This is a genomic window from Cupriavidus pauculus, assembly GCF_002858765.1.
GTDB lineage: Bacteria > Pseudomonadota > Gammaproteobacteria > Burkholderiales > Burkholderiaceae > Cupriavidus > Cupriavidus pauculus_B.
Map to the genome: position 1 here is coordinate 30,185 of NZ_PJRP01000023.1, position 23,764 is coordinate 53,948.

Genomic DNA, 23,764 nt, shown 5'->3' on the forward strand with positions numbered 1-23,764 from the left:
GCCTTGCTCAACCTCGCTGCGAGACGCTAGCGCATCACGAACGGGTTGGCTGGCACGCCCTCCGCATAAGAGATCCACGTACTCTTTGTTTCAAGATAGTGCCGGATCGCGTCAAGCCCGCTCTCCCGTCCAATGCCGGAGTGTTTCATTCCGCCGAACGGCATCATATAGCTCACGGCACGATAGGTGTTGACCCATACGGTGCCTGCCCTCAACGCCTTCGACATGCGAACCGCGCGCCCAATATTCTCTGTCCACACGCCAGCGGCCAGGCCATAAATGGTGTCGTTGGCAAGGCGGATCGCTTCCTCTTCGCCATCAAAACCAATAATGGACAGCACTGGGCCAAAGACTTCTTCGCGAGCAATACGCATCTGGGGCGTGACATCAACAAAGATGGTTGGCTCCACAAACTGCCCACCTGGCAGATCCTTTGCGGCTTGTCCGCCGAGCACGCATCGAGCGCCCTCGCCTTTCGCGATATCGATGTAATCCAAAATCTTCTGATATTGAGCGGGCGTGGTCACCGGTCCAATGTTGGTCTGGGGATTCATGGGATCGCCCTTCTTGGCCGACGCCCCGAGCTCCACTAGCCGTTTGGTAAACGCTTCCTTGATGGAGTTTTCGACCAGAAGTCGAGAGCCTGCGATACATGTCTGCCCTGTGGCCGCGAAAATTCCGGAAATCGCACCCGCTGCCGCCTTGTCCAGGTCCGCATCGGCAAACACGATGTTCGGGGACTTCCCTCCCAGTTCAAGCGTAACCCGTTTCATGGTCTTTGCCGCTTGCGCATAGATCGCCGCACCGGTGGCGTCCGACCCCGTGAAGGTGATCTTTGCCACGTCCGGGTGGTTGACTAGCGCTGAGCCGACCGTCGGACCGAGGCCTGCCACGACGTTGAAAACGCCATCGGGGAAGCCCGCCTCCTTGGTCAACGCCGCAAACTCAAGCGTCGATGCTGACGTGAACTCTGAGGGCTTGACCACCACCGAGCATCCTGCGGCAATGGCCGGAGCACACTTCCATGCAATGAACATCAGCGGAGAGTTCCAGGCCGTCAGAGCACCCACGACGCCTACGGGCTCATGGGTGGTAAAGGCAAAATGCTCGGGCTTGTCGATAGGAACGACACCACCCTCCAACTTGTCCGCGAGGCCACCGAAATAGCGCCACCATTCCGGGTGATAGTTGAGCTGGCCTCGCATCTCAGACATCAGCTTGCCATTGTCGCGCACCTCAACCTCGGCCAACCGCTCGGCGTTTGCAGCAACGAGTTCCGCAAGGCGCAGCATCATCTTGCCGCGCTCCGTAGGCGTCATCTTTGCATATGGGCCTTCCGTCATAGCTCGCTTGGCTGCCTCGACAGCGAGATCAACATCTTTCGCGCTTCCCTTCGGCACGCGTGCCCATGCCTCGCCAGTGTACGGATTAATTGTATCCATCCACTCGCCCTCAGCGGGCTCAACAAATCGGTTGTTGATGAAATGATTGTAGGTCTTCATGTAACCGCTCCTAGGCCTGATCCGTGACTATTCAGAAGACGACGACGTCACGGAGACTTTCGCCCCCGGCCAGCCTATCGAAGCCCTCGTTGATTTGATCGAGTGTGTGGCGCTTGCCCATCAGCTTGTTGATAGGCAGCTTGCCGTTGAGATACATGCCAATGTAACGGGGGACATCCCGAACGGGCACGCACGAACCAATGTAGCTACCCTTGATGGTGCGCTCTTCGCCAACCAAACTGAGCTGACGGAACGGCCAACGGTCCGTAGGAGCGGGAAGTCCCGCAGTAACCGTCGTGCCACCGCGGCGGGTAATGCTATATGCGGTTTCCATCGACTGCACCGCGCCGGCCATCTCGAACGCATAGTCCACGCCACCCTTCGTTGCTGCACGGATTCTCTCAATGGCTTCCGGATCGCGGGCGTTGTACACGGCGGTAGCACCGAGCGAGCGTGCGATATCCAGTTTGCTGTCGTGGATGTCGACCGCGATAACTTCGCGGGCTCCCGAGGCGACCGCAGCAAGCAGAGAGCACAGTCCCACACCTCCCAAGCCAACGACGGCAGCCGTAGAGCCAGCCTTGATGCCACCGGTGTTAATGACTGCGCCAACGCCGGTGAGCACTGCGCAGCCGAACAATGCGGCCTCCACAGGGTCGATCGGCGCGTCGACCTTCACGCAAGAGTTGCGCGATACCACTGCATGGTCCGAGAAGGCCGAAACGCCGGTGTGATGATTGACAGCCTGGTGATTAGACAGGTGCAGACGCCGTGCGCCGGAGAACAGCGTACCGTCGGTATTAGTCTGAGCCGCCGGCTCGCACAGTGCGGGACGGCCCTCTGCGCAAGGCAGACAGTGACCGCAGCTTGGCACGAACACCAACACCACAAGATCGCCTTCCTTGAGGTCTACTACACCAGGACCGGTTCGCACAACTCGAGCTGAAGCCTCGTGCCCCAATGCAATGGGAACGGGGCGAGGACGAACACCTGTCATCACCGACAGGTCGGAGTGGCAAAGGCCTGCCGCGACCATCTTAACAAGCACTTCCCCATGGCCTGGCTCGTCCAGATCCAATTCTTCGATTCGCAACGGCTTGGTTTCTGCAAACGGTGTCTTCGCATCCATCGAGTGCAGTACTGCAGAACGGATTTTCATCTAGCTTCCTTGGATTAGTGAGCGGCTACCGCGTCGAGCTCCGACTGCATACGGCACTCCCCGCGTTCGATAATCAGATTCACATCGGGCAGATCCCGCAGCAGGCTGCGGTTCGACTCGGTCACGACGACGCAAAGGTCCGGCGTCAGGTCGCGCAGTTTGCGCAACGCTTCCGCATATTGGTTTGCGAGCACAGGGGCGAGTCCTTGAAATGGCTCATCCAGCAGCACCAACCGGGTACCCGCCATAAGCGCACGAGCCAGCGCAGCCATCTTTCCTTGGCCACCCGACAGCGCTGACCCTGAGCGGGGTAACAGCTGCGCAAGCTGCGGAATCACTTCCGTCACGCGTTCTAGCCGTTGGTCAATTTCTACCTTAGACTGCCCAAGGAGCTGACAGGGAAGTCTAAGGTTCTCTTCCACAGTGAAAGTAGGAAACATGACGCGGTCTTCAGGCGCATAACCAAATCCTAGACTGGTGCGACGGTGTGCCGGCACTGTTGCCAAGTCCGTGCCATCGAACTCAATACGCCCGCTCTCAAGTGGGATAAGCCCCATAATCGAGCGCAGGAGCGTGGTCTTCCCGGCGCCGTTTCGGCCGATCACCGCAACCAGTTGCCCCTTGTGAAACTCGGCATTCACCCCTCGCAGAACTGCGATACCTGCCAGCCGAATGGTGGTTTGAGATAGCTTTAACATTGCACTCATTCCCCCAACACGTTGGTACGGATTTCAGGGTCATTAAGAACCTGCGCCGGCGCACCATCGGCCGCAACTCGGCCAGAAATCCAGGCAGCGACCCGCGTCGCGTAACGTTCCACGATGTCCACGTCGTGCTCGACAAAGATTGTGGTGATCTTCTGCTCGTCCAGCGCCGCCATAATGGTCTCCATCAGGGCGTGTTTTTCATCAGTTGATACACCGCTTGTCGGCTCGTCAAGGATGAGCAGCTTTGGCTCCAACACCATTGCCATCGCAATATCCAGTAACTTTCGCTGACCTTCTGGCAACGATTCGCACGGCGCGTCTGCGCGGTCCCGCAGCCCTACCAGCTCCAGCACGTGTTCAATGGTCGTTGCGGAGACGGAATCTTCCAAGGACCGCCACATTCCCAACTTGCCAGCGCGGCCCGCAGCTGCAATGCGCACACAATCCCGAAGTGAGTGTTCCAAGAACAACTGCGGAAGCTGGAAGCTGCGAACCATCCCCTTGCGGGCGATCACCCGTGGGGGCAGATTCGTAACCTTTTCGCCGCGAAAGCGAACCTCACCACTGTTGGGGCGAATAAGGCCCGTACAGATATTGATAAACGTAGTCTTACCAGCGCCATTTTGGCCAATTACGGCCAGGCGCTCGCCCTCTGTCAACTCAAAGTTGATTCGGTCTGCCACCACTACCGCTCCGAAGGCGAGATTCAGATCCGTGGTGCTCAACAGAGTTTGCGCCATTAGCGTTGTCCTCCCTGCTTCTGATTGACCGCGGCCTTCCTTGCCACTCGCTTGGCCAACAACCCCGCAACGCCATCCGGTGCAAAGAACACCATGATGAGAAGCACGATGCCCAGCGTCATCTGCCATGCACCCGTGATATAGGCAGCCGCATAGAGTTTGACGAACTCGAAAATCAGGGAACCGATGAACGCTCCGACAGGATGAAGGACCCCACCAAGAATCGAGATGAACACAATTTCGCCAGACCGGACCCAATACCCCATCTCTGGAGTAACAAGCCCCTGGCTAATCGCGAAGATGGCGCCTGCCAGACCGCACAGGGTCGCCGAAAGCACGTAACCCATCAGAAACACACGATAAGTTGAGATGCCAACGTACTCCAAACGGGTCTCGTTTGTCTTAACCGCCGTCAGGGCCTCGCCTGCGGGCGACCGGAAGTAGCGATAGATCGCATAGCCGACGAAGACGGCCAAGGCAATCGACAGGTACAGCAACGCCGACTCGAAACCGTCACGCTCCAGTTCGACACCAAAGATCGCAGTCCGCGTCACCCGCATGCCGTCCGTGCCACCTGTGTAGTCATAGAACTTACCGAGAGCGGCAAAGAGAACCATCGAGAGCGCAAGGTTCAGCATCCCGAAGAAGATCGTTCGATAGCGCACCACAAACGAGCCGATCACTAGGCCACTGAACGCTGCGAACGCGGTTCCGGCAAGAATAAGGAGAATCGTGTCCAGACCTTGGATCCAACGCGACATGTAGGCGACGAAATAGCCAGACAGGCACATGTACATTGCGTGCCCAAAGGACACCTGACCGGCCCGCACAAGGATAGAAACGCCAAGCGCGGCAATACCAAACGCTGTTGTGAAAATGAACGGCGTCTTGATCCAGGGCAGAACCTGCGGCACCAGGATGCCGACAAGGGCCAGAGCGATAGCGATAACCGCAAATAGTGACAGCTTGGACGCCTTCTTCGCAGGTGCCATGGCTGGACTCGACTGAATGATTGGTGAGCTCATTACACCCTCCGTGCTTGAGTAACCGAGAACAAGCCCTGCGGGCGGAACAGCAGCACCAACGTCATGATGATGTATGGCGTCAAAACTTCCAGCTCTGGCATCAGGTAGACCGAGAATGAGCGAGCCAGGCCAATCATGACTGCCGCTACCAGCGCACCCTCGATTTGGCCAAGGCCGGCGGTCGCCGCGACTGCAAATGACAGGACAATCATTTCCGAGCCGATGCCCAAGACCCATGATGTGGTTTGCACGGACATGGCGCCGCCCAGCGCTCCAAGCGCTGACCCGACGACAAACGTCAGAAAGCAGACACGTCGGACGTTGATGCCGAGGGTAGTAGAAACCTCACGGTTGTGAGCCACAGCCACCACTTGCTTGCCGATGAGGGTGTGGCGCAATGCAAGGCGCAGAGCAAAGAAAACCAGAAGCGCCGTGCCGGGAACAACGAGCAATTGATATGTCGTGTAGCTAATGCCGAAGACGTCCACTACGCCCAGGGCTGTCACGAGCTCGCTCGACGAGTACGGCTGCCCGCCCCAAACCATCCGTTGCAGATCCTCAAAAATCATGAATGCTGCGAAGGTGACAAGCAACTGAAGGACCGGGTTCTTGCCGTAGATTCGGCGAATAAGCAGCGACTCAAGAAGCCCGCCGATCAAAACGCCAACCACAATCGCAACTACCGGCAACAGCACGATGGACCAATATGGCGACATCGTCGCCGTCAGCATCCATCCGCCTACTGTCGCAGCGAGATACCCCCCAATGGCGAACATGCTCCCGTGTGCCATGTTGATGATGTTCATCACGCCGAAGATGATGGTGATACCTACGGCCACCAGGAACAGCAGCGCTCCATACGACAACCCGTCGAGGATCGCTAGCAATACAGTTTGGAAATCCATTACTAACTACTCCAGCGAAAGCCCAGGAAAGTGAGGGCGACCCCTATCGGCAACATCGCCGAACAGACGTCGCCCTGCTCTGCTGCTTACTTCGTGACCGGGAACGAGACGATGCTCGGATCGTTGACGATGGTGGGCTTCAGGGTCTTCACCCAAGTCAGCGAATTCTGGCCAACTGGTGCCGTAACCAACTCAGGCGGGTACATGACCATCTTGTCCAAGACCATGAAGTTGTAGTTGGGCGACTTCTTCGTGACCCCCCACAGTTGCCACTCCATGCCTTGGCCATCTTCGCGAATCTTCACCTTGTTCGTCAGACCTGCCGATTCGGAGCCATGGAGAGCCTCAGCAAGCTGAGCGTCGGTAGGCCATGCGCCGTTATTCTTCTTCAACGCGATTTCGTAGCCGGTCTGCAGGGCCGCGAGCGCTTGAGCCATGTGGAAGACCGGGTAGATGGGGTACTTGCCCGTCTTGTCCTTGAAGCGCTTCACGAACGCCTGGAACTTTGGATCGTCCTTAAACTGCGGATGCAGGAAATAGTGATCACCGCGAGCGCCGATAATCACGCCTTCCGGCAGCGTCGTGCCAAGACGCTCAAGGGAGCTTTCGCCGAGAGACAGCATAAAAGTGGAGTTGCGCATCAAACCTCGTTGCGAAGCCTGGCGGATAAAGGTATCCAGGTCGCCGCCCCAGGAAGTAGACAGCACCACGTCCGGCTTGAGCGCCTGCAGTCGGCTCACTTCCGTCGAGAAGTCGGTTGCCCCAAACTTCGGGAACAGCTCCGCGACGACCTGCACATCAGGCTTGAACGTTTTCAGCGCCGTGATGAACATTTCCCACGAGTCGCGACCGTGTGCGTAGTCTTGATTTACGACTGCGATAGTTTTGAAGTTGGGCTTGGTGCGCAACAGATAAAGCACGCTTGAGAGGTGCTCCGCCGTAGTGTTCGCATGAGAGCGAACCACATATTTGTAGCGACGGTCCTCAAGAATCTTCTGTGCGGCGCAGTCGTACATGATGTTGACGACCTTGAGATCTTCGGCCACCGGAGCAAGCGTATTGCAGCTTCCGCTCGAGATCGACGCCAGCATCACGCGGACACCTTGCTCCTGAACGAGCCGACGATACTCCGAAAGCAATCTATCGCTTCCGACGCCCTCGTCAATGAACGACGGCACAACCTTCACCCCACCGATACCGCCCTTCGCATTGATATCTTCGATCAGCATCTCCGCGGCCGCCTTCGCTGGCAACCCGAATACGGAGGCTGGGCCAGTCATGAATGTGGAGATTCCGACCTTCAGCTCAGTGGGCTTTGCAGTCTGTGCGAATGCCGTGGTAGCCGCCAGCGCGAGCGCGGAGGCGCCCAGCAGCCGCATGAGTTTGGATTGCAGCATGAATGTCTCCTAGTTTGTTTGTTCTGAAATCAATCATAGCAGTTTGTCTGACAATATGATTGATCGATTGTGTGAATTGACGCTGTAAGCCGGAAGGTGTAGCAGTCAGAAGCTGCACGGCCTGCAGGTATGGCGCCGCACCGGACGCGGCGCCGAATGAGTGACTTAGTCGTACCAGCTTGGCGCTTTCCGCACGTTCTTGAAGAACTCCATGCTGTGGCCGACCCATAGGTTTGCGCCTGTCTTCTTCAGGAGGGCTTCGACTGCAGCTCGCGATTCAGGAGTACCGGCGGTTTTCTCTCTGTCCGGCATGCGATTGAGTGTGCGTTCTTCTTCGTAGTGATACAAATCACCCGAAAGCACAATCGGTCCAGTGTTCTTGAGCTTGACGAACAGAGATGAATGACCTGGAGTGTGTCCTGGTGTCGGAATAACCTTTACCGTGCCATCGTCGAAAACGTCGTACTCGCCGTTGATCGCTACGAACTTGGATTGCTCGAGCGCGGCGTAGTCTTGAAACGTCGGCGACTTTCGAGCTTCTGGGCCGAACATCTCGTTGCGCTCGGCCTGGTAGCCCAGCCACTTGGCATCAGCGTAGTCGTTGGCATTTCCCGTGTGGTCGAAATGCCAATGGGAAATGACCAGGTAGTCAACCTTCTTCGGCGCTACGCCGATCTCAGCGAGCTGGCCGCGCAGAGTATTGAACTTGATCTGCGCATACCCAACTTGGATGTTCTCGTAGAGAGGACGTCCCACCAAGCTGTCACTCAAGCCTGTGTCATACAGAAGGGTTCCTTTGGGATGCACAACCAAGTAGCAAGTCACAGGCATGTTCGTGTCTTTGACCTCGTCCCGAGTTAGATTGTAGAACTCGGGTCTGTTGTACACGAGCGTCCCGCAATCGAGGACATAGAGCCTTGGCGCGATAACCTCAGGAGAGGAAGGCAGTGACACCGCTGGGGCAGCAATTGCCGCGCCTCCCCATACGACGCCAGCTGCCGTCAACAGATTCACCAGCTTTCCAAGACGAACCTTTCCTTCCGACATAGTGTCTCCTCGTAGTTCTTCTTACACAGGTTTGACGACGCACCTTTTCTGCAGAATCGGCAGCCGTCTGTCTCAAAACCTTGGTATGCGTAGGTCCTGGTGGCCCGTAAAAGTGAGGGGCGTATTGTCTTTATGCGCTGTAACGCGACACTCTTAGCGTTGATGCAGCGCCGACGAGGAGCATCGCAGCGAGCAAGTACAGGGCAGCACTCGTGCTGTGCGTGGCGTCCTTAACCCAACCGATCATGTACGGGCTGATGAAGCCGGCAAGGTTCCCGATGGAGCAAATGAAGGCAAGTCCCGCAGCGGAGGACGCCCCTTTCAGGATGGCCGATGGAATGGCCCAAAAGATCGGCGCGGCTGCAAGAATGCCGCCCGCCGCAACCGCCAACGCGATGATTGCAATTGAGGTTTCACTTTCGAACATTGCGCTGAACAACAGTCCAATTGCGCCGACGGCCAGTGCGCCTGCCAGGTGAATGCGGCGCTCCCCTCGTCTGTCAGAGCTACGACTTAGGGCCACCATGCTTACTGCTGCGACGCCGAACGGGATGGCCGTCAGAAGACCAACGTCAAGAGCGGTCTTGACACCAGACTGCTTGATTAGCGAAGGCAGCCAAAAGGTCAATGCATATTGACCAAGGAGCATGCAAAAGCAGATCAATGAAAGCTTCAATACCCGCGGGTCCGCGAAGACACTTGATACGGAAGAATGCTCCGTGATTGCAGATTTATCTTCTGCCAGTACCCGTTCGATAAGCTGCTTCTCATCGTCGTTCAACCATTTCGCGCCAGCAACTCGATCGTCGAGATAGTAGAGCGTCAAGATTCCAACGATTACGGATGGAGTGGCTTCGACAAGAAACATCCACTGCCAGCCCTTCAATCCGTGGTATCCATTCAGGCCGTCCATCAGCCAACCAGACAATGGCCCACCAAATACCCCCGACAAGGGGATAGCAAGCATGAATAGCGCGACTGCCTTAGCACGCCGGTTCGACGGATACCAGTAAGTGAGGTAAAGCAAGATACCGGGATAGAATCCTGCCTCAGCTACGCCAAGTAGAAAGCGCATCACGTAGAACTGCATCGGCGTCTGAACGAACATCATCCCGCCGGAGATGATGCCCCAGAGAATCATTATCCTCGAAATCGTTAGCCGTGCGCCAATGCGATGCATTAGCAGGTTGCTGGGTACCTCGAAGAAGAAGTATCCAATAAAGAACAAGCCCGCCCCAAGCCCGTAAATTGCGTCGCTGAATTGAAGGTCATTCAGCATGTAGAGCTTCGCGAAACCTACGTTGATCCGATCCAGATAGGCCAGGATGTATGCCACTAGGAGAAACGGCATCAGCCGCGCCGTCACTTTGCGGAATACCGCATTCTCCTCGGCACCTTGTTGGAGCACATCTCGGGCAGGTGTGGATGCCATGAGGTGGTTGGCAGAATTCATGTCTCCTCCGTCTACGTATTTTTTTGTGTCGTCACGCGACAATGCAACGGAGAACGGATTCTAGAAATCTACTGTGCATCGGCACGTGCTCAGCGCGCCAGGGTGGCGCGCTGAGTTAAGAACCGTCCGAGCGGCCAAGTCAACAAGGCTTGGCATCCAGTCCGCGTGAATCCAAATCTCCAGCTGCAGTGCAGCGCTACCGGGCGCGGTGGACGCTCTAGGTCGTCCGCAGGGCAAGATAGCCCCGGTGTCTGATCTGTGCTCATGCTACGAGCCGTAATACAATCTGTCAATGTGAATGTATTAGCATTTTGCGATTGAGAAGCACGGAAGGGGCCACTGGTAAAGCGACGCCCGACGGGCCGCGTACCAATCTAGGTAGGAGGCCACGAAGTGTTTGGGGAAGTCCGGGGTGTCCTTGAGACTATTGCTGCCTGCAATGCCATTGTTGCGGCAATGATGACCTCCAACGCAGTCGTATCAAACCCTCGGAAGCGCGCGGCTAGTTCCCATAGACCCAAGGCATGAAGCACTCAGCGACTGCAAGTTTTGTGCGATTACGTTCAAAAACAGAACGTCTTGCCCACAATCGATTCTCACCGAGGCGAGGATCGACTCTTCGGGCAAGTCGATACAAACGATGGCTACGTCCAAGGAATCCATACTGGAAATCCGAGCGTCGGACTCGGGCGTCTGCGTAGAGAATTGTGGCCAACGGAGTCTGGCGCAAGCCTTTGACCTCCCGCCAACTCGTCTTGCTGGCGAACTCCTCCACCAAGGTCCGAGCGACAACGGCCGGACGACCATCCACGCGTAGTACGACGTCCCTTGCCCAAACGTTCAACTCCCGATTCCGCCCCAACACGCTAGCGTGGGGGCCAATACGAATCAGTTGCTCGAACAGGACTTCGACCTCCACGTCACCGAGGGTCCGAAGGTGCGCTGTTAGCGAGCCCTGCCGGCTTAACCAACTCCAGGCGTCTTCCTGCCCTCTCCAATCTCGCTCGTCCCGCCAGGCAATTGGCCGCTCTTTGCACACATCCAACACGATTGAGCTCCTTGAGAATATCGTGGCCCATGGCACGGCTTGTCATTGACGCCTGCACCGTTTTCGAAACAAAGGAATCACGCGTTGCCATCAGTTTTGTCTGGCTTCAAGCGACTCACCAATCGCGTAGAAATGCCCTCCCGCGATGTAGTGCAAGCTACGCCACTCAGCCTCGGCCTTTTCAAACAGCCAGTGGCCGTTCTGGAAGACTCGCGTATCCGCCCACGCGCCCACGATCTCGCCGATAAAGAGGTCGTAGGTAGTTTGATTGTGGGGTTCGGAGATGAGACGGCAGGCGAGCCATGCCGAACAGCCAGAAACGAAAGGTAAGTTATGGCCTTCGATTCCAAACACATCGACACCGGTACGCGTGAGCTTGTCCGGCTGCGTCGACAGGCTTTCGTGACCAACTTCGTACGTGAGTTGTAGTTGGGCCACCGTAGGAACTTGAATTACAAAAGCTCCGCTCCCTTCGACAAGTTCACGAGTCTTCGCGATCTTGTCGAGTACGACTGTCAGCTTTGGGGGGGCGTAGTCGAGTGCGCACGCCCAAGCTGCAGCCATGACGTTATCCACGCCTTCGTGGCGAGACGAAACAAGGACCGTCGGTCCGTGGTTGAGTAAGCGGTATGCCTTGTCGAGGGGAACCGCGGCAATGTGGTTGTCCATGTGGCGATCCAGAAAAACCAACGGTCCACGTATGTGCATACGTGGACCGCGATGCCGGCCTAGTTCGCCGGGTTCAGTTTCAGAAATTCCTGCAAGCTCTTGTGCCCATCGACTACCAGCTTCCGAACTCCCTCAGCCTGCTCTACTTGTTGGGCCAAATCACGTACGTCGAAGCTTGCGGTCCATCTGATGATGGCCTTCTTCTGATCAGTGACTGGAATCATCTCAACTTTTGCGACGTAGTTGTCCAGCGGAAGCGGAGCCTCCTCAAAGCAGTAGGAGAATGCCATCTCTCGCTCGTCGACCATAAGTAGGCGCTCCCGCAACACTGCCCCGCCGACCAGGGTAAGACGCCGAATGCAGCCCACCAGGCCATCAGCTTTGCCATCCTCAATATGGCTGTCCGAGATTGCCGGGTGCCATTTGCTGATCTCGCCAAAGGCCTTCAGCACATCCCAAGTTCGCGTGGCGTCGTCGTCCACAACCGCGTTGAATTTAACGATAGGCATCTGCGCAACTTCCGATCAGGGTTAGGGGGCAACGTGCGTGTGATAGATCTTGCTGACCACAGTCCACTTCCCGTCGACCTTAAGCAGGTTGAAGAAGTCCGTGAAGCAGAAGCCAGAAATGTCGTTCGTGTCGATTCGAGCGCTGGCTGCCGTACCGACGATATCGATACTCACGATTACGCCCTGGGCTTCAGGCGACGGACGAAAAACGTCGCTGTCAATGGTATCGAACAGGCCTTGAATCGGGCCGCCCGTCAGCTTTCCTTCGCCATCCACACCGAAGATGGTCGCCTTGTCACTGAACGCAGGCTTCATAACGCTACTCTTCGCCTGCTTACCACCCTCGTTGTACTTGTTCAGCACTTCGACAATGGCTTTGTATTCTTGTACGTAAGTCGGATTGCTCATGACATAGCTCCTTGGGATTAGGGACTTACCAGTCCTGCCTGGTCGGCGAGACGATCAGATCGTTGATAGTGACCGTTGCCGGCTGGTTCAGCGCGAAGACGACTGCACCAGCGACGTCTTCCGGTTTGATGGCAATCTTGTTCAGCTCCTGGGCGGCCTTACGACCATCCGGATCAGTTACCTTGTCTGCCCAACCGGTGTTGATGACGCCCGGACTCACGGTATTGACACGAATACCGTGGTGGACACCAAGCTCCTTCCTCATCGACTCCGTCATAGCCTGTACGAAGAACTTGGTTGCGCAGTAGACGCCAGCAGATGGAGACACCTGATGACCGGCTACTGAGTCCATGTTGAGAATTTGGCCACCTTGTTGCTTCAGCATAAAAGGCAATACAGCCGCTACGCCGTTCAGATAACCCTTGATGTTCACATTGACCATGTTTTCCCAGTCGTGGACTGCAAGGTCTGTCCAGTTCGAGAAAAGCATCAGGCCTGCGTTGTTGATCAGGATGTCAACGGAGTCGAAAGTGTCGAACGCGAACTGTGCTGCTGCCTTCAACTGCTCAAGATTCGTCACGTCAGCCTGGAAACCGGCAGCTTTCCCGCCGAGGTCTTGCACTCCGGCCACAAACGAATCGAGCTCCTGTTTGTCCCTGGAGACAACCAACACATTCGCCCCATTCGCGAGCAGTGCCCGTGTCGTGGCTGCCCCGATACCCGACGACCCACCGGTAACGATTGCGGTTTTGTTCTGCAGATAGTTCATGGTGACATTTCCTAGTAGATGAGCCTGCCGCGCCTTATCGCGCAGCAGGTCAGTTGAGCGCGCGCGAGACTGAGATCAAGCTGCCGCGGTAGGCCAATCGGTGTACCCCTTCGCGCCGCCGCCGTAGTACGTTTCGCGAGCGGCGATAGTCAGGTCCGCGCCATAGCGCAGTCGATTCACCAAGTCGGGGTTGGAAATGAAGAGACGACCAAATGCAACAGCGTCGATCTTGCCGGCGCTGCGGCGGTCGATTGCCAACTCGAGGTTGTAGTCGTTGTTGCCGATATAAGGCCCATCAAACAGGCCACGCAGTGCATCCAGGTCAACGCCTGCCGGGACGGTACGCGAGCCGCCCGTTGCACCCTCGACAAAGTGCATGTACGCCAGTTTGAATTTGTTCAGCTTCTGAATCAGGTGACCGTATGTCGCCATGACGTTGCTGTCGGGCGGCGTGTTTCCAGCATCAGGAGACACGGGCGACAGTCGGATACCCACGCGGTCGCTACCCCAGATGTTCACAACCGCCTCGGTAACTTCGAGCGTCAGACGCGTGCGATTTTCAATAGAGCCACCATACTGGTCAGTGCGATGGTTTGTGGAGTCGCGAAGAAACTGGTCCAGCAGATAGCTGTTGGCCGAATGCACTTCGACGCCATCGAATCCGGCGCGCTTCGCGTTCTCAGCTGCGCGCTTGTATTGCTCGATGATTCCAGGGATCTCGTCGGTCTCCAGAGCACGAGGCATCGAGACCGGTACGAAGCCGTCAACGGTGTACGTGTTGCCCTCGGCCTTAACGGCAGACGGCGCAACCGGCGCTTCGCCATTGGGTTGTAGTTCGACGCTGGAGAAACGCCCAACGTGCCAGAGCTGGCTAACGATTTTTCCGCCAGCGGCGTGCACCGCGTCGGTCACCTTCTTCCAGCCTGCCACTTGCTCGTCGTTCCAAATGCCGGGAGTCGCCGCATAACCCCGGCCTTGAGCAGAAATGTTGGTCGCCTCCGCCACGATCAGCCCGGCTCCGGCGCGCTGTGCGTAATAGGTTGCGTGTAGCTCATTAGGCACTCCCTCTTCGCCGTAGCGACTGCGCGTCACCGGCGCCATCGCAATGCGATTGGCCAATTTCAGCGATCCAAATTCCACTGGCGAGAAGAGGTCTGTTCGTTTAGCGTTGTCAGTCATGTTCATCCATCCAAATAGTAGACCGGTCGTCTAGTTCGACCATCAAAAAAAATGCTCATACGAGCATTTGCTCCATGCTGGACATTGCCGTCTCAAACGGCGCCCCGTCCTTGCTGAGTTTTGACAACAAAGAGGCACCCAGCCACAACTGGTAGAGGGTTTCCGCCAGGGCAAGGGAAGGCATACGGGACGTAATGGACCCGTCAGCCTGGCCCTGTTCTATGCACTTCGCGATCCGCGCGATGACTCCGTCCGTTCCTCTTTCAAGTACCAGACGCATATCTTCCGAAAGATCGCATACCTCTGGGCCCAGTTTGACCACAAGACATTTCCCGTCGGTTAAACCTGTGCATTGCTTCTCCGCCCAGAATGCAAAATAGCCTCGGAGCCGCGCCAATGCTTGGCCTTGACCGCCCAGCATCTCATCTACCGTCGACAAATATTCGGAAAAGTAACTATCCAAAAGTGCTTGACCGAACTCTTCCTTTGACTTGAAGTAGTAATAGAAGGAACCCTTCGGCACGCCCGCCGCGGCGACAACCTCCGCCAGGCCCACTGCCGTGTAGCCTTTGGTCGTCATTAGAGCTTTGGCCACATCCAAGATGTGTTGCCGCATGTCGTGGGTCGGTTTCTTCATAGTGTTGCCATCATACCCAAAAACCGACCGGTCGTCTAGTGACCCTGATTCGGAAGCGATTTGCCACTTGCGATCGAGGACGTGCCCATAAATTCCGGGGCAACGTTCCTCAACTCAACTGGCCGCGGAGCGTGTTATTGGCGCGTCCGCACCACAACCAATTCGGGCCACAAGCCTGCGAAACAAGGGTTGGAGAACGAGGTGGATTTGCGATCGGCTTCCGTGGAGCCTGCTCCAGTCAAAGACAGAGACACCGATAGCCAGAACCCCAGAAAGCGAGCTACCAACCGCCGCGCAAAGGATCGAGATGCCCGCCGAATCCATGTTGAACACTGGCGGCCCGATGTTTGGCTACAAGGTCGCCTTCAAGTTCGTCCAGAAATAGTCTTACTCTGGTCGGCAAGAAGCGACGCGTGGGCATGACGGCCCATACGGACAGTTCTTCCATGGCGGCGTCCTGAAGTGGCACCTCAACCAGCGTTCCGTCTGCGAGATGCTGGTAAACATCCCAATACGCGAGCATTGCGAGCCCCAATCCTTGTATCGCTGCAATGCGAACTGCATCAACGCTGCTAGTCGTCACTCTACCTATGACGCGCTTCCGCACCAGTTCCCCTCCGATCCGCAACGGCCATCGCGGGACCGCCTGCAGCAGGATGCATTCATGGCTATCGAGATCCGCTACCATCCGAGGGATCTCATGAGTACTCAGATAACCAGGCGATGCACAGATAATCCGTGGGTTCGGTGCCAGTTTTCGAGCGACAAGCTCCGAGTCTTCGAGCGGCGCCACGCGTAATGCCAGGTCAAGCCCTTGACCAACGATATCGACAACGCGGTCGGACAGATCCAGGTCAACTCGCAATTCCGGATGCAGACTCATCAGTCGTTGAAGCAAGGGTAGGACGATGGTCTGACCGAAGACGCTTGGCGCAGTTAACCTCAACACCCCCGAAACAATGGAGGTCGAAGGGCCAATTTCAGCACGAGCACTCTCCTCTGCCTCCGTCATTGTCTGCGCATAGGGCAAAAACGCTTCTCCCTCCGCAGTCAACGATACCGAACGGGTGGTACGGTGAAACAGCCTGACTCCGAGTTCCTCTTCGAGGGTCGCGATACGCCGGGATACCTGCATCGGCGCAATGCCGATTTGTCTTGCTGCCCCCGAAAGGCTCCCCGTGGCAACAACCGAAGTAAATATACGAAGGTCAGATAACTGCACTTTTTATATCCAAAATCGTTATAACGCCTTCACGATTTGTCAACTTGGTTTGTGCTGATCAGAAACCTACTATGGCCTTCAACCTCCCCATCATCTCAACCAAAGCACATGACGACGAACGAAAAGGCCACCAACATTCTATCTCCCTTCGATATAAATGGGATCCCCGTGCGAAATCGCTTGGTCGTTGCACCTATGACGCGCGTGACGGCTACGGAAGCAGGCGTACCCACCCAAGAAATGCAGGACTACTACCTCCGCTTTGCTCGCGGCGGCTTCGGCGTGGTAATCACGGAAGGGCTCTATACCGACCAGGCATTTTCCCAAGGCTATCTGTTTCAGCCTGGGCTCGCCGATTCAGAACAGGCTGCGGCGTGGGCCAATATCACAAAGGCCATCCAGAACGAAGGCGCGAAGATGTTCGCCCAGATCATGCACGCTGGAGCCCTGAGCCAAGGGAACCGCTATAAGTCACACACCATCGCCCCATCGGCCGTTCAGCCGAAGGGTGAGCAGATGGCCTTCTACTATGGCGAGGGGGTCTACGCAAAGCCGTCCGAAATTTCTCCAGCAGAGATCGAAGAAGCCGTATGCGGATTCGTCGACACTGCCCGACGCGCGGTCGAAGCAGGTTTTGACGGCATCGAAATTCACGGTGCCAACGGCTACCTGCTGGATCAGTTCCTGAGCTTCGCGACTAATCAGCGTTCAGACAAATGGGGTGGTGACGTTGAGCGTCGTGTTGCCCTGCTCGTAGAAATCATAAAAGCAGTGAAAACCGAAGTTAATGGGCGAATCCCAGTCGGCATCCGAATCTCGCAAGGCAAAGTGAACGACTTCCCAAGCAAGTGGGCCGGAGGCGAAGCCGATGCTAAGGTCATATTTCGCGCATTGGCTGCGGCGGGTGTCGACTTCCTCCACGTCACCGAATTCGAAGCATGGAAGCCAGCGTTCGAAGGTGGACAGACCAGCCTCGTAGCGCTAGCTCACCGATATGCTCCCGGGGTCCCCATTATCGCCAATGGCAACCTTCATAGTCTTGAGCGTGCGCAAGAGGTCCTTGCCTCCGGCGCAACCCTGGTAGCAATAGGACGTAGTGCGCTCGCCAACCCTGACATGCCGAAGCTGTTTGCGAGCCAGCGCGAACTGCGTCCGTTCGATAGCTCGATCCTCGGTCCGATTGCCAGCATCAAGCGGAGTGAGCTTTCCATGGAGTTGGCTGACTAATACATCGTTTTGCGGCGGCCCGCCTAGTCGGGCCCCTCACTGCAACGGTCGGTTATCGCTTCTTTTACACCTGCATTGGCTGAGCAGGCCCTACAACTTCACCCCACCATGTACTCCGAGCCGGCATTTGCCACGCACCGATCGTTGCGACTCACCGAATGACGCCATCAGCTATGCAACTGCGACCGCTTATAGCATGTCCAAGTGAATAGACCTCTTCTTGAATGCTTCCTCAATAACAAGGGCGAGTCTGCCCTTAGCGTGCCAACGGCGGCGCAGGCTACGCTGACGTAAATCAGACCGGCGTCGGCGCAGGCATCAGGCACATCCTCTGATACGTATCCGTGTAGTTGGCATCCGGGGCCATAAGTGGTGCCAACTCATCGCTCCGGTCCATTTCCAAGGATCTGCATCACGAAGAGGCTAGCGAGCGGGAATAAGCGCGTCAGAAAGCTGCAGGAACTCGAAGCCGCACACTGTCCGGACATGCCATTTGGCATCTTCCGGCAATTCAATGATCCTTAGCTCCGTCCCTTGGGCGCCGGCTTTTTGACCCAGTTCCTCTGCGACGCCAATAAGGGCCGGATCCGATCGATCCAACGCCTCGAGGTTCACTGGTCTTGCCAGGCCATGCTCAAAGTCAACTGCCCAGCCATCAGTCACCGGGAGGCCAATGGATTGCAGTGTCTTGAGTTCGCAGTATCTCGCGAAGGCCTCCAAGGACAACGACAGATACCCGCAGTCGTCGTTAATCACTACCTTCATGCTACCCTCCGCATGCTAGGAGCCAATTCGCTCAACAGCCCACCGCGTCCTCGACACAGCTTCGCTTTTTCCGAGTATTTCCAAGGCGAAGCCGAATCCCCGATACATAGACGACCACATGTGCCGTGCGAAGTCGTACCCTCATGATATGACCAGCCCTCTCCGAAACCAAAGATTCAGGACGTAGCAGAGCAGTGTGCCGCGTCTATGCAAACGACAAAAGCATGTTCCAGAAGGAACCTGAACGTTTGTTCATTCAAGGCGGTGTTTCCGGCGATCCTGCTCAAGCTCCGCAAAGTGCTCAGGTGTGTAGAGTCCCAGGAGGATCCGGTACGGAACTCCGAATGCCATGTGCAAGGTTTCGTGGAAATCGAAGGCGATTCAAGGCGACGCGAAAGCCCCCAAGCAAGCTCAGTCTTGTGACATTCCAAGATACCAAACAGCGCAATCGGCCGAGTTTGCACGGCAGAGTCACGTACCTTCCTGCCCTCTGCGATAGCTCCCTGCTGGGCCGAATGAGGCGGCGTAGTTGAGGAAGTACTCTCGCCAGCGAAAATTGCGCGTGCGCCTCGCAGACATTCCGCCGAGTTTGATTCACTTCCGCTCCCCCGCGCCACATTCACATTTGTTTCCTCGCTTCCGAGAATGAAGGCTATGCAAGCACGCTGGCCAGTCTTTCCGCGATCTCGCCTACACTACCGACGCCCTGAACGCTGCGGAACAGTGGAGGCGCCATATTGGATGGTGCGTCGCTTTCTGCCCCCCAGGCCAAGTAGTAATCCACCAATGGTCGCGTCTGTTGCGAATAGACGTCCAGGCGCTTGCGCACGATCTCTTCCTTGTCGTCTTCGCGCTGAATTAGTGCGTCCCCGGTTTCGTCATCGACGTTCTCGACCTTAGGCGGGTTGTAGGCTATGTGGTAGGTACGGCCCGATGCCACATGCACGCGTCGGCCACTCATGCGCTGGACGATGGTGTCGAACGGTACGTCAATTTCTAGCACGTAGTCGATGGCTACGCCGGCTTCCTTCATAGCCTCGGCCTGCGGAATCGTGCGCGGGAATCCATCGAACAAGTAGCCATTTTCGCAGTCGGCCTGCTTAAGGCGGTCTTTCACCAGGCCGATAATGATGTCATCCGACACTAGTCCTCCCGCGTCCATCACCTTCTTGGCTTCGATGCCCAGCGGCGTACCAGCCTTCACCGCGGCGCGCAGCATGTCGCCGGTGGAGATTTGCGGAATGCCGAACTTCTCGCAAAGGAACTTGGCTTGCGTGCCTTTACCGGCACCAGGCGCACCCAACAAAACAAATCGCATTCGAAATCCTTGAACTTGAGGAAAGCAAAAATCCAATGGAGCGCTCAATGAGCGCCACAACTACCTGCTGACGCTGCAACTCATCCCATCTGCGATGACCTGCTTTCCGCCAGCCGTCCGCATCGCATCGGGCAACGCGACCCCATTCTTTGCAGCAGTAAGCTCGGCCAGAATGGAGATGGCGATTTCAGGGGGCGTCTTACTCCCGATGAACAGGCCAATCGGACCGCGGAGCTTCGCTACCTGCGCATCGCTGACGTCGAACTCCTTGAGGCGCTCTCGTCGTCGAGCACTGTTGAGCCGAGACCCAATAGCGCCGACATAGAAAGCCGGCGATTTCAGGGCTTCCATCAGCGCGAGATCGTCCAACTTGGGGTCGTGCGTGAGCGCAATAACCGCGCTCCTATGATCAAGCTCCATATCAATCACCAAGTCGTCCGGCATGGCATGGATGACCTCGACCGCGTCGACCTGCCAGCCATCCCGGTATTCTTCCCGTGGATCGCAAACGCTGACGTCATAGTCCATCGCTACCGCGATTCTCGCGAGAAACTGCGACAACTGCCCTGCACCGATGATCAGAAGCCTCCAGCGTGGGCCGTGAACTGTCGTCAACACGTCGCCGGCGAGCGTCAATGCCATCGAGGCTGTTGCCGGCTCGAGCGAGACCGCCCCCGTCGCGATGTTCACCCGCCTTGCTACCAGATAGCGGTTGGCAAGACGGGCCAGCAGCGGCCCCATCCACCAGGCTCCAACAAGAGGCTCCACGGCCAACTGGATCGTGCCGCCGCACGGCAGCCCGAACCGATGCGCCTCGTCACCCGTGACGCCGTAGGTCACGATCTCTGGCCGGGTACGCGTAATGCCCTCCCGCCGTACCCGGTCAATCAGTTCATCCTCGATACATCCCCCAGAGACCGAGCCAACGACCCGCCCATCATCGCGAATCGCAAGCATTGCTCCCTCAGGACGTGGACTCGATCCCCAAGTCCTGATGACGGTTACCAGTTCGCACGCGCGTCCACTGTCAGCCCATTGCTGACATGCTCTCAACACGTCGATGTCGATGCTTTCCATCATTGCTCCAAAAGTAGCAGCGCGGGAACCGGCGTGCCCTTATTGAAGCGCCGTCGAACGGGACTCACCCGCGGACGCGGGGAGAGGTTCCGATCCGGCATGCTGCTCGGAAGCGGAAGCCGACCGATTGTGGTTCACGAACGCTGTCGCGATCACAGCGATGAGGGCGGGAACAGCAATCACCAGAAAATTCTGCTGGAGCGGGAGCTTCATGCTCACCAGCATGCCGATTACGATGGGGGCAAGAATGGCACCACTCCGACCCACGCCAGACGCCCAACCAATGCCCGTAGACCGTACGGCCATCGGGTAGAACTGCCCAACGTACGCGTATAGCAGGATCTGTGTGCCGATGGTCGTCGCGCCGGCCATACCCACCAGGAAGAAAAGCGCCGGTGTCGACACCGGCTGGCCGAGCATGGAGATGGACACCGCGGCGAGCACGAAGAAGCTCATCAACACGTACTTGATGTGGAAGCGATCCGAAAGCCAGCCACCACCGATCGCGCCGATAACTGCACCGAAGTTCAGTACCAGCACGAAGGTAAGTGCGGAGCCGAGGCTGTATCCAACACTGGCCATCAGCTTGGCCAGCCAGGAACTCAAGGCGTAGATCATGAACAGACACATGAAAAACGCAACCCAGAACATCACCGTACTGAGACTCCGTCCATCCCGGAACAGGTGTCGAATGGGCGCATTGTCAGCCTTGTCCGTTGTCGGCAGAGCAAAGTTATCGTCTGCCTGCGGCCGGTAAGCCGGCTCAAGCCGAGCTACAATCTTCTGCACCTCATCCCGGCGTCCCTCCTTGATGAGAAACGGCATCGATTCAGGCATGGACTTCAGAATCATCGGAATCAAGAACACCGGCAAGCCGGCTGCAATGAAGACCGACTGCCACCCGTACGACTCAATCAGGCCCTTGCCTAAGGCAGCCGCCAGCATGCCTCCTACTGCGTAGCCGCTGAACATCAGCGTCACCATCGTGCTACGGATGCGCTTCGGAGAAAACTCGGTCATTTGGGCTACCACGTTCGGCATCGCACCGCCGATTCCTAGGCCAGCCAGGAATCGCATCACGCTAAAGACAACCGGGTCCTTCGTGAATCCTGCCGCCGCAGTGAAGACACTGAACAGTCCAATACAGATCGCAATGGCCTTGCGGCGCCCGATTCGATCTGCAATGGTCCCCAGGAAAATCGCTCCCCCCATCATCCCGAACAGCGCGGAGCTCATCATGAAGCCCGCGCTTGTCGCATCGACTCCCATTTCCGTCATGATCGACGGCAGAGCAGCCCCGGCCACAGCCAGGTCGTAGCCGTCGAACACGATAATCACCGCACACCAGATCAGCACGACGGCATGGAAGCTATTGAGGCGGGCATCATCCGCCAGTTTGTGAACGTCGATGTGACGCATTGCAAGTCTCCTAAGTCAGGCTATGTATCGACCCGTTTTTCGGGTTCATTGGATTCGAACTGCGAGGGAGGCTCTTGTAGAATCGGCCCACGATAGCGGTGGCCAAGTAGCGCGGATATCAAGAAGCCGCGTACGTTCTCAAAATTCCGTGGGAGTATTGACGACCGCCCTCAGTCGCCAGGCCTCCGGTTCTTTCGAACCCATACGGGATCACGGTTAGTACCGATCAATTGGCACCTGCGCGACGACGAGAGCGGCGTTATTCGAGATCAACGGGCGCAAGTCGCCGCATCGGCGCGCACAACGCGTCGATGGCCTGCAAGTGATTTCCTCTATGGGATTCCGGTCTGCGACTATGAAGGTGTCATAGCCACCGGGTGTTCCTGATACAACCAAGGTAAAAAGCATTCGGCGACGGCGAGCCTCGCTCCTTGTCGCTCAAACACCGACCGCCGCGCCCAAAGGCGAGGCGTATGCGATTCCGGCACGATACGGCGAGCCAACCGGAAGAGCCGATGTTCGCGGCCAAGCAAGCCATACTCAAACCTCGAGCGGCATACTCCGGTATCGTGGTAAAGGAGTGTGGCGAGAGGACTGTCACCCAACCCCTTAATTGAGCGCCAACCGGTGATGCTGTCCTTAGCCTCCACCAAGCTTCGCGCCATAATGGCTGGCCGTCCATCAACACAAAGGGTAACGTCCCGCGCCCAGGCCGATCTGGGCGTAACGCCGCCCATGACGCTTGCACGTGCACGAAGTTCAATGAAGCCCTCAAAGAGGACAATCACACGGACATCCCCCAGCTTGCGAAGATGAGCCGTAAGGGAGCCTTCGCGTCGCAACCAATGCCACGCTGCACCACGTCCGTGCCATGCCCGCTCGGCGCGCCACCCGAGGGTCCTCTCTCTGCAGACATCCAACACCGTCTCCTCCTCTGCGATCACTACGTGTCACCGCCGTACGCTCCCAGAATGCCTGCCTACCCCACAAGGAGCAGGGATCGATGGCAGTCCGCGGCCAACGCCTGGTAGCGACGGGTTGCGGTAGTCTTCCTGTCAATCTCGGCATCGCTGAGTACACGGACCAATGCCGCAGGTATCCCTGCGACCAACGAGTTCGCCGGAACCACCATGCCAGCCTTGACGAACGCCGATGCTGCGACGATCGAGTTTTCGCCAATGCAAACGTCGTCCATCACAACAGCATTCATCCCAATCAGACAGTTTTTCCCGAGACTCGCCCCATGAACAATCGCTCCGTGCCCGACATGCGAGTTCGATGCGAGCCGGCAAGCTTCCTCAGGCTTTGCGTGCAAGGTGCACGATTCCTGGATGTTGCTACCCTCGCCTACTTCGATCCAGCCGAAATCGCCTCGTAGCGAAGCAAACGGTGCGATGTAGCAGTTGGCTTCAATGACGACTCTCCCGATTAAGCAAGCCAGCGGATGAACGAACGCTGTCGGATGAATCTCTGGCCTGACACCGTCAAACTCATATATCGCCACGTTCTGCTCCTGAGAAACATGCCGTGCATCTTGAAGCTTTCAACAGACATGCATCGCTGGCCGGTCGTCGACGCCGGG

24 protein-coding genes are annotated in these 23,764 nt (G+C 57.0%); 1 reads left to right on the plus strand and 23 read right to left on the minus strand.

Annotation, left to right across the window (positions count from 1 at the left end):
* Positions 1–26 precede the first annotated feature (26 nt).
* The 17 genes from CYJ10_RS30595 to CYJ10_RS30675 all read right to left on the minus strand — a co-directional run bounded on the left by CYJ10_RS30595 (position 27) and on the right by CYJ10_RS30675 (position 16,376).
* On the minus strand, positions 27–1,502 hold the full coding sequence (locus CYJ10_RS30595) for an aldehyde dehydrogenase (RefSeq protein ID WP_101685196.1): 1,476 nt from the start codon (positions 1,500–1,502) through the stop codon (positions 27–29).
* A gap of 31 nt (positions 1,503–1,533) precedes the next feature.
* The gene (locus CYJ10_RS30600) at positions 1,534–2,661 is read right to left on the minus strand and encodes a zinc-dependent alcohol dehydrogenase family protein (RefSeq protein ID WP_101685197.1); all 1,128 of its coding nucleotides are present in this window, start codon (positions 2,659–2,661) and stop codon (positions 1,534–1,536) included.
* 14 nt (positions 2,662–2,675) lie between these two features.
* The gene (locus tag CYJ10_RS30605) at positions 2,676–3,359 is read right to left on the minus strand and encodes an ATP-binding cassette domain-containing protein (protein WP_101685198.1); all 684 of its coding nucleotides are present in this window, start codon (positions 3,357–3,359) and stop codon (positions 2,676–2,678) included.
* A gap of 5 nt (positions 3,360–3,364) precedes the next feature.
* Positions 3,365–4,108 (minus strand): ABC transporter ATP-binding protein, encoded by a 744-nt coding sequence (locus CYJ10_RS30610; protein WP_101685199.1) that lies wholly within the window; start codon positions 4,106–4,108, stop codon positions 3,365–3,367.
* Complete coding sequence (locus tag CYJ10_RS30615) at positions 4,108–5,100, minus strand: branched-chain amino acid ABC transporter permease (RefSeq protein WP_101685257.1); 993 nt, start codon at positions 5,098–5,100, stop codon at positions 4,108–4,110. The genes CYJ10_RS30610 and CYJ10_RS30615 overlap by 1 nt, the downstream gene beginning before the upstream one ends.
* Positions 5,101–5,132: 32 nt before the next feature.
* Complete coding sequence (locus tag CYJ10_RS30620; protein ID WP_101685200.1) at positions 5,133–6,038, minus strand: branched-chain amino acid ABC transporter permease; 906 nt, start codon at positions 6,036–6,038, stop codon at positions 5,133–5,135.
* 86 nt (positions 6,039–6,124) lie between these two features.
* The gene (locus CYJ10_RS30625) at positions 6,125–7,435 is read right to left on the minus strand and encodes an ABC transporter substrate-binding protein (protein WP_101685201.1); all 1,311 of its coding nucleotides are present in this window, start codon (positions 7,433–7,435) and stop codon (positions 6,125–6,127) included.
* A gap of 165 nt (positions 7,436–7,600) precedes the next feature.
* The gene (locus CYJ10_RS30630) at positions 7,601–8,482 is read right to left on the minus strand and encodes an N-acyl homoserine lactonase family protein (protein WP_101685202.1); all 882 of its coding nucleotides are present in this window, start codon (positions 8,480–8,482) and stop codon (positions 7,601–7,603) included.
* A gap of 130 nt (positions 8,483–8,612) precedes the next feature.
* Positions 8,613–9,935, minus strand: coding sequence for an MFS transporter (locus tag CYJ10_RS30635; protein ID WP_101685203.1), 1,323 nt, complete (start codon positions 9,933–9,935; stop codon positions 8,613–8,615).
* 502 nt (positions 9,936–10,437) lie between these two features.
* Positions 10,438–11,019, minus strand: a complete 582-nt coding sequence (locus tag CYJ10_RS35310; protein ID WP_101685204.1) for a chorismate--pyruvate lyase family protein — start codon at positions 11,017–11,019, stop codon at positions 10,438–10,440.
* Positions 11,020–11,073: 54 nt separating this feature from the next.
* Positions 11,074–11,652: a flavin reductase family protein gene (locus CYJ10_RS30645; RefSeq protein ID WP_101685258.1), complete on the minus strand. Its 579-nt coding sequence runs from the start codon at positions 11,650–11,652 to the stop codon at positions 11,074–11,076.
* 59 nt (positions 11,653–11,711) lie between these two features.
* Positions 11,712–12,161 carry an SRPBCC family protein gene (locus CYJ10_RS30650; RefSeq protein ID WP_101685205.1) on the minus strand — a complete coding sequence of 150 codons (450 nt, stop codon included), beginning with the start codon at positions 12,159–12,161 and terminating at the stop codon, positions 11,712–11,714.
* 21 nt (positions 12,162–12,182) lie between these two features.
* The gene (locus tag CYJ10_RS30655) at positions 12,183–12,569 is read right to left on the minus strand and encodes a nuclear transport factor 2 family protein (protein WP_101685206.1); all 387 of its coding nucleotides are present in this window, start codon (positions 12,567–12,569) and stop codon (positions 12,183–12,185) included.
* Between the two features lie 25 nt (positions 12,570–12,594).
* Entirely contained in the window at positions 12,595–13,338 is a 744-nt protein-coding gene (locus CYJ10_RS30660) for an SDR family oxidoreductase (RefSeq protein ID WP_101685207.1), read from the minus strand.
* Positions 13,339–13,413: 75 nt separating this feature from the next.
* Positions 13,414–14,517: an alkene reductase gene (locus tag CYJ10_RS30665; protein ID WP_101685259.1), complete on the minus strand. Its 1,104-nt coding sequence runs from the start codon at positions 14,515–14,517 to the stop codon at positions 13,414–13,416.
* Positions 14,518–14,572: 55 nt separating this feature from the next.
* The gene (locus CYJ10_RS30670) at positions 14,573–15,154 is read right to left on the minus strand and encodes a TetR/AcrR family transcriptional regulator (protein WP_101685208.1); all 582 of its coding nucleotides are present in this window, start codon (positions 15,152–15,154) and stop codon (positions 14,573–14,575) included.
* Positions 15,155–15,434: 280 nt separating this feature from the next.
* Positions 15,435–16,376 carry a LysR family transcriptional regulator gene (locus tag CYJ10_RS30675; RefSeq protein ID WP_101685209.1) on the minus strand — a complete coding sequence of 314 codons (942 nt, stop codon included), beginning with the start codon at positions 16,374–16,376 and terminating at the stop codon, positions 15,435–15,437.
* Between the two features lie 108 nt (positions 16,377–16,484).
* Here CYJ10_RS30675 and CYJ10_RS30680 point away from each other — a divergent pair, with 108 nt between their 5' ends.
* Positions 16,485–17,603 (plus strand): NADH:flavin oxidoreductase, encoded by a 1,119-nt coding sequence (locus CYJ10_RS30680; RefSeq protein WP_101685210.1) that lies wholly within the window; start codon positions 16,485–16,487, stop codon positions 17,601–17,603.
* A gap of 423 nt (positions 17,604–18,026) precedes the next feature.
* Here the strand turns inward: CYJ10_RS30680 and CYJ10_RS30685 are convergent, their stop codons facing one another.
* The 6 genes from CYJ10_RS30685 to CYJ10_RS30710 form a co-directional block, all read right to left on the minus strand.
* Positions 18,027–18,368: a hypothetical protein gene (locus CYJ10_RS30685; RefSeq protein WP_101685211.1), complete on the minus strand. Its 342-nt coding sequence runs from the start codon at positions 18,366–18,368 to the stop codon at positions 18,027–18,029.
* Between the two features lie 652 nt (positions 18,369–19,020).
* The gene (gene adk / locus CYJ10_RS30690; protein ID WP_101685212.1) at positions 19,021–19,686 is read right to left on the minus strand and encodes an adenylate kinase; all 666 of its coding nucleotides are present in this window, start codon (positions 19,684–19,686) and stop codon (positions 19,021–19,023) included.
* Between the two features lie 60 nt (positions 19,687–19,746).
* Complete coding sequence (locus CYJ10_RS30695) at positions 19,747–20,763, minus strand: XdhC family protein (protein WP_101685213.1); 1,017 nt, start codon at positions 20,761–20,763, stop codon at positions 19,747–19,749.
* A 39-nt stretch (positions 20,764–20,802) separates the two neighbouring features.
* Positions 20,803–22,182: an MFS transporter gene (locus tag CYJ10_RS30700; RefSeq protein WP_101685214.1), complete on the minus strand. Its 1,380-nt coding sequence runs from the start codon at positions 22,180–22,182 to the stop codon at positions 20,803–20,805.
* A 353-nt stretch (positions 22,183–22,535) separates the two neighbouring features.
* Entirely contained in the window at positions 22,536–23,126 is a 591-nt protein-coding gene (locus tag CYJ10_RS35315) for a chorismate--pyruvate lyase family protein (RefSeq protein WP_101685215.1), read from the minus strand.
* A gap of 35 nt (positions 23,127–23,161) precedes the next feature.
* Positions 23,162–23,686: an acyltransferase gene (locus tag CYJ10_RS30710; protein ID WP_101685216.1), complete on the minus strand. Its 525-nt coding sequence runs from the start codon at positions 23,684–23,686 to the stop codon at positions 23,162–23,164.
* Positions 23,687–23,764: the final 78 nt, after the last annotated feature.

Excerpts from the sequence above, each read along its gene's own strand:
- CYJ10_RS30615 (WP_101685257.1), bottom strand. The coding sequence starts at position 5,100 with ATGGCACCTGCGAAGAAGGCGTCCAAGCTGTCACTATTTGCGGTTATC.
- CYJ10_RS30605 (WP_101685198.1), bottom strand. The coding sequence starts at position 3,359 with ATGTTAAAGCTATCTCAAACCACCATTCGGCTGGCAGGTATCGCAGTT.
- CYJ10_RS30620 (WP_101685200.1), bottom strand. The coding sequence starts at position 6,038 with ATGGATTTCCAAACTGTATTGCTAGCGATCCTCGACGGGTTGTCGTAT.
- CYJ10_RS30660 (WP_101685207.1), bottom strand. The coding sequence starts at position 13,338 with ATGAACTATCTGCAGAACAAAACCGCAATCGTTACCGGTGGGTCGTCG.
- CYJ10_RS30625 (WP_101685201.1), bottom strand. The coding sequence starts at position 7,435 with ATGCTGCAATCCAAACTCATGCGGCTGCTGGGCGCCTCCGCGCTCGCG.
- CYJ10_RS30595 (WP_101685196.1), bottom strand. The coding sequence starts at position 1,502 with ATGAAGACCTACAATCATTTCATCAACAACCGATTTGTTGAGCCCGCT.
- CYJ10_RS30670 (WP_101685208.1), bottom strand. The coding sequence starts at position 15,154 with ATGAAGAAACCGACCCACGACATGCGGCAACACATCTTGGATGTGGCC.
- CYJ10_RS30700 (WP_101685214.1), bottom strand. The coding sequence starts at position 22,182 with ATGCGTCACATCGACGTTCACAAACTGGCGGATGATGCCCGCCTCAAT.
- CYJ10_RS30600 (WP_101685197.1), bottom strand. The coding sequence starts at position 2,661 with ATGAAAATCCGTTCTGCAGTACTGCACTCGATGGATGCGAAGACACCG.
- CYJ10_RS30695 (WP_101685213.1), bottom strand. The coding sequence starts at position 20,763 with ATGGAAAGCATCGACATCGACGTGTTGAGAGCATGTCAGCAATGGGCT.
- CYJ10_RS30635 (WP_101685203.1), bottom strand. The coding sequence starts at position 9,935 with ATGAATTCTGCCAACCACCTCATGGCATCCACACCTGCCCGAGATGTG.
- adk (WP_101685212.1), bottom strand. The coding sequence starts at position 19,686 with ATGCGATTTGTTTTGTTGGGTGCGCCTGGTGCCGGTAAAGGCACGCAA.
- CYJ10_RS30655 (WP_101685206.1), bottom strand. The coding sequence starts at position 12,569 with ATGAGCAATCCGACTTACGTACAAGAATACAAAGCCATTGTCGAAGTG.
- CYJ10_RS30650 (WP_101685205.1), bottom strand. The coding sequence starts at position 12,161 with ATGCCTATCGTTAAATTCAACGCGGTTGTGGACGACGACGCCACGCGA.
- CYJ10_RS30645 (WP_101685258.1), bottom strand. The coding sequence starts at position 11,652 with ATGGACAACCACATTGCCGCGGTTCCCCTCGACAAGGCATACCGCTTA.
- CYJ10_RS30665 (WP_101685259.1), bottom strand. The coding sequence starts at position 14,517 with ATGACTGACAACGCTAAACGAACAGACCTCTTCTCGCCAGTGGAATTT.
- CYJ10_RS30630 (WP_101685202.1), bottom strand. The coding sequence starts at position 8,482 with ATGTCGGAAGGAAAGGTTCGTCTTGGAAAGCTGGTGAATCTGTTGACG.
- CYJ10_RS30680 (WP_101685210.1), top strand. The coding sequence starts at position 16,485 with ATGACGACGAACGAAAAGGCCACCAACATTCTATCTCCCTTCGATATA.
- CYJ10_RS30610 (WP_101685199.1), bottom strand. The coding sequence starts at position 4,108 with ATGGCGCAAACTCTGTTGAGCACCACGGATCTGAATCTCGCCTTCGGA.
- CYJ10_RS30685 (WP_101685211.1), bottom strand. The coding sequence starts at position 18,368 with ATGAAGGTAGTGATTAACGACGACTGCGGGTATCTGTCGTTGTCCTTG.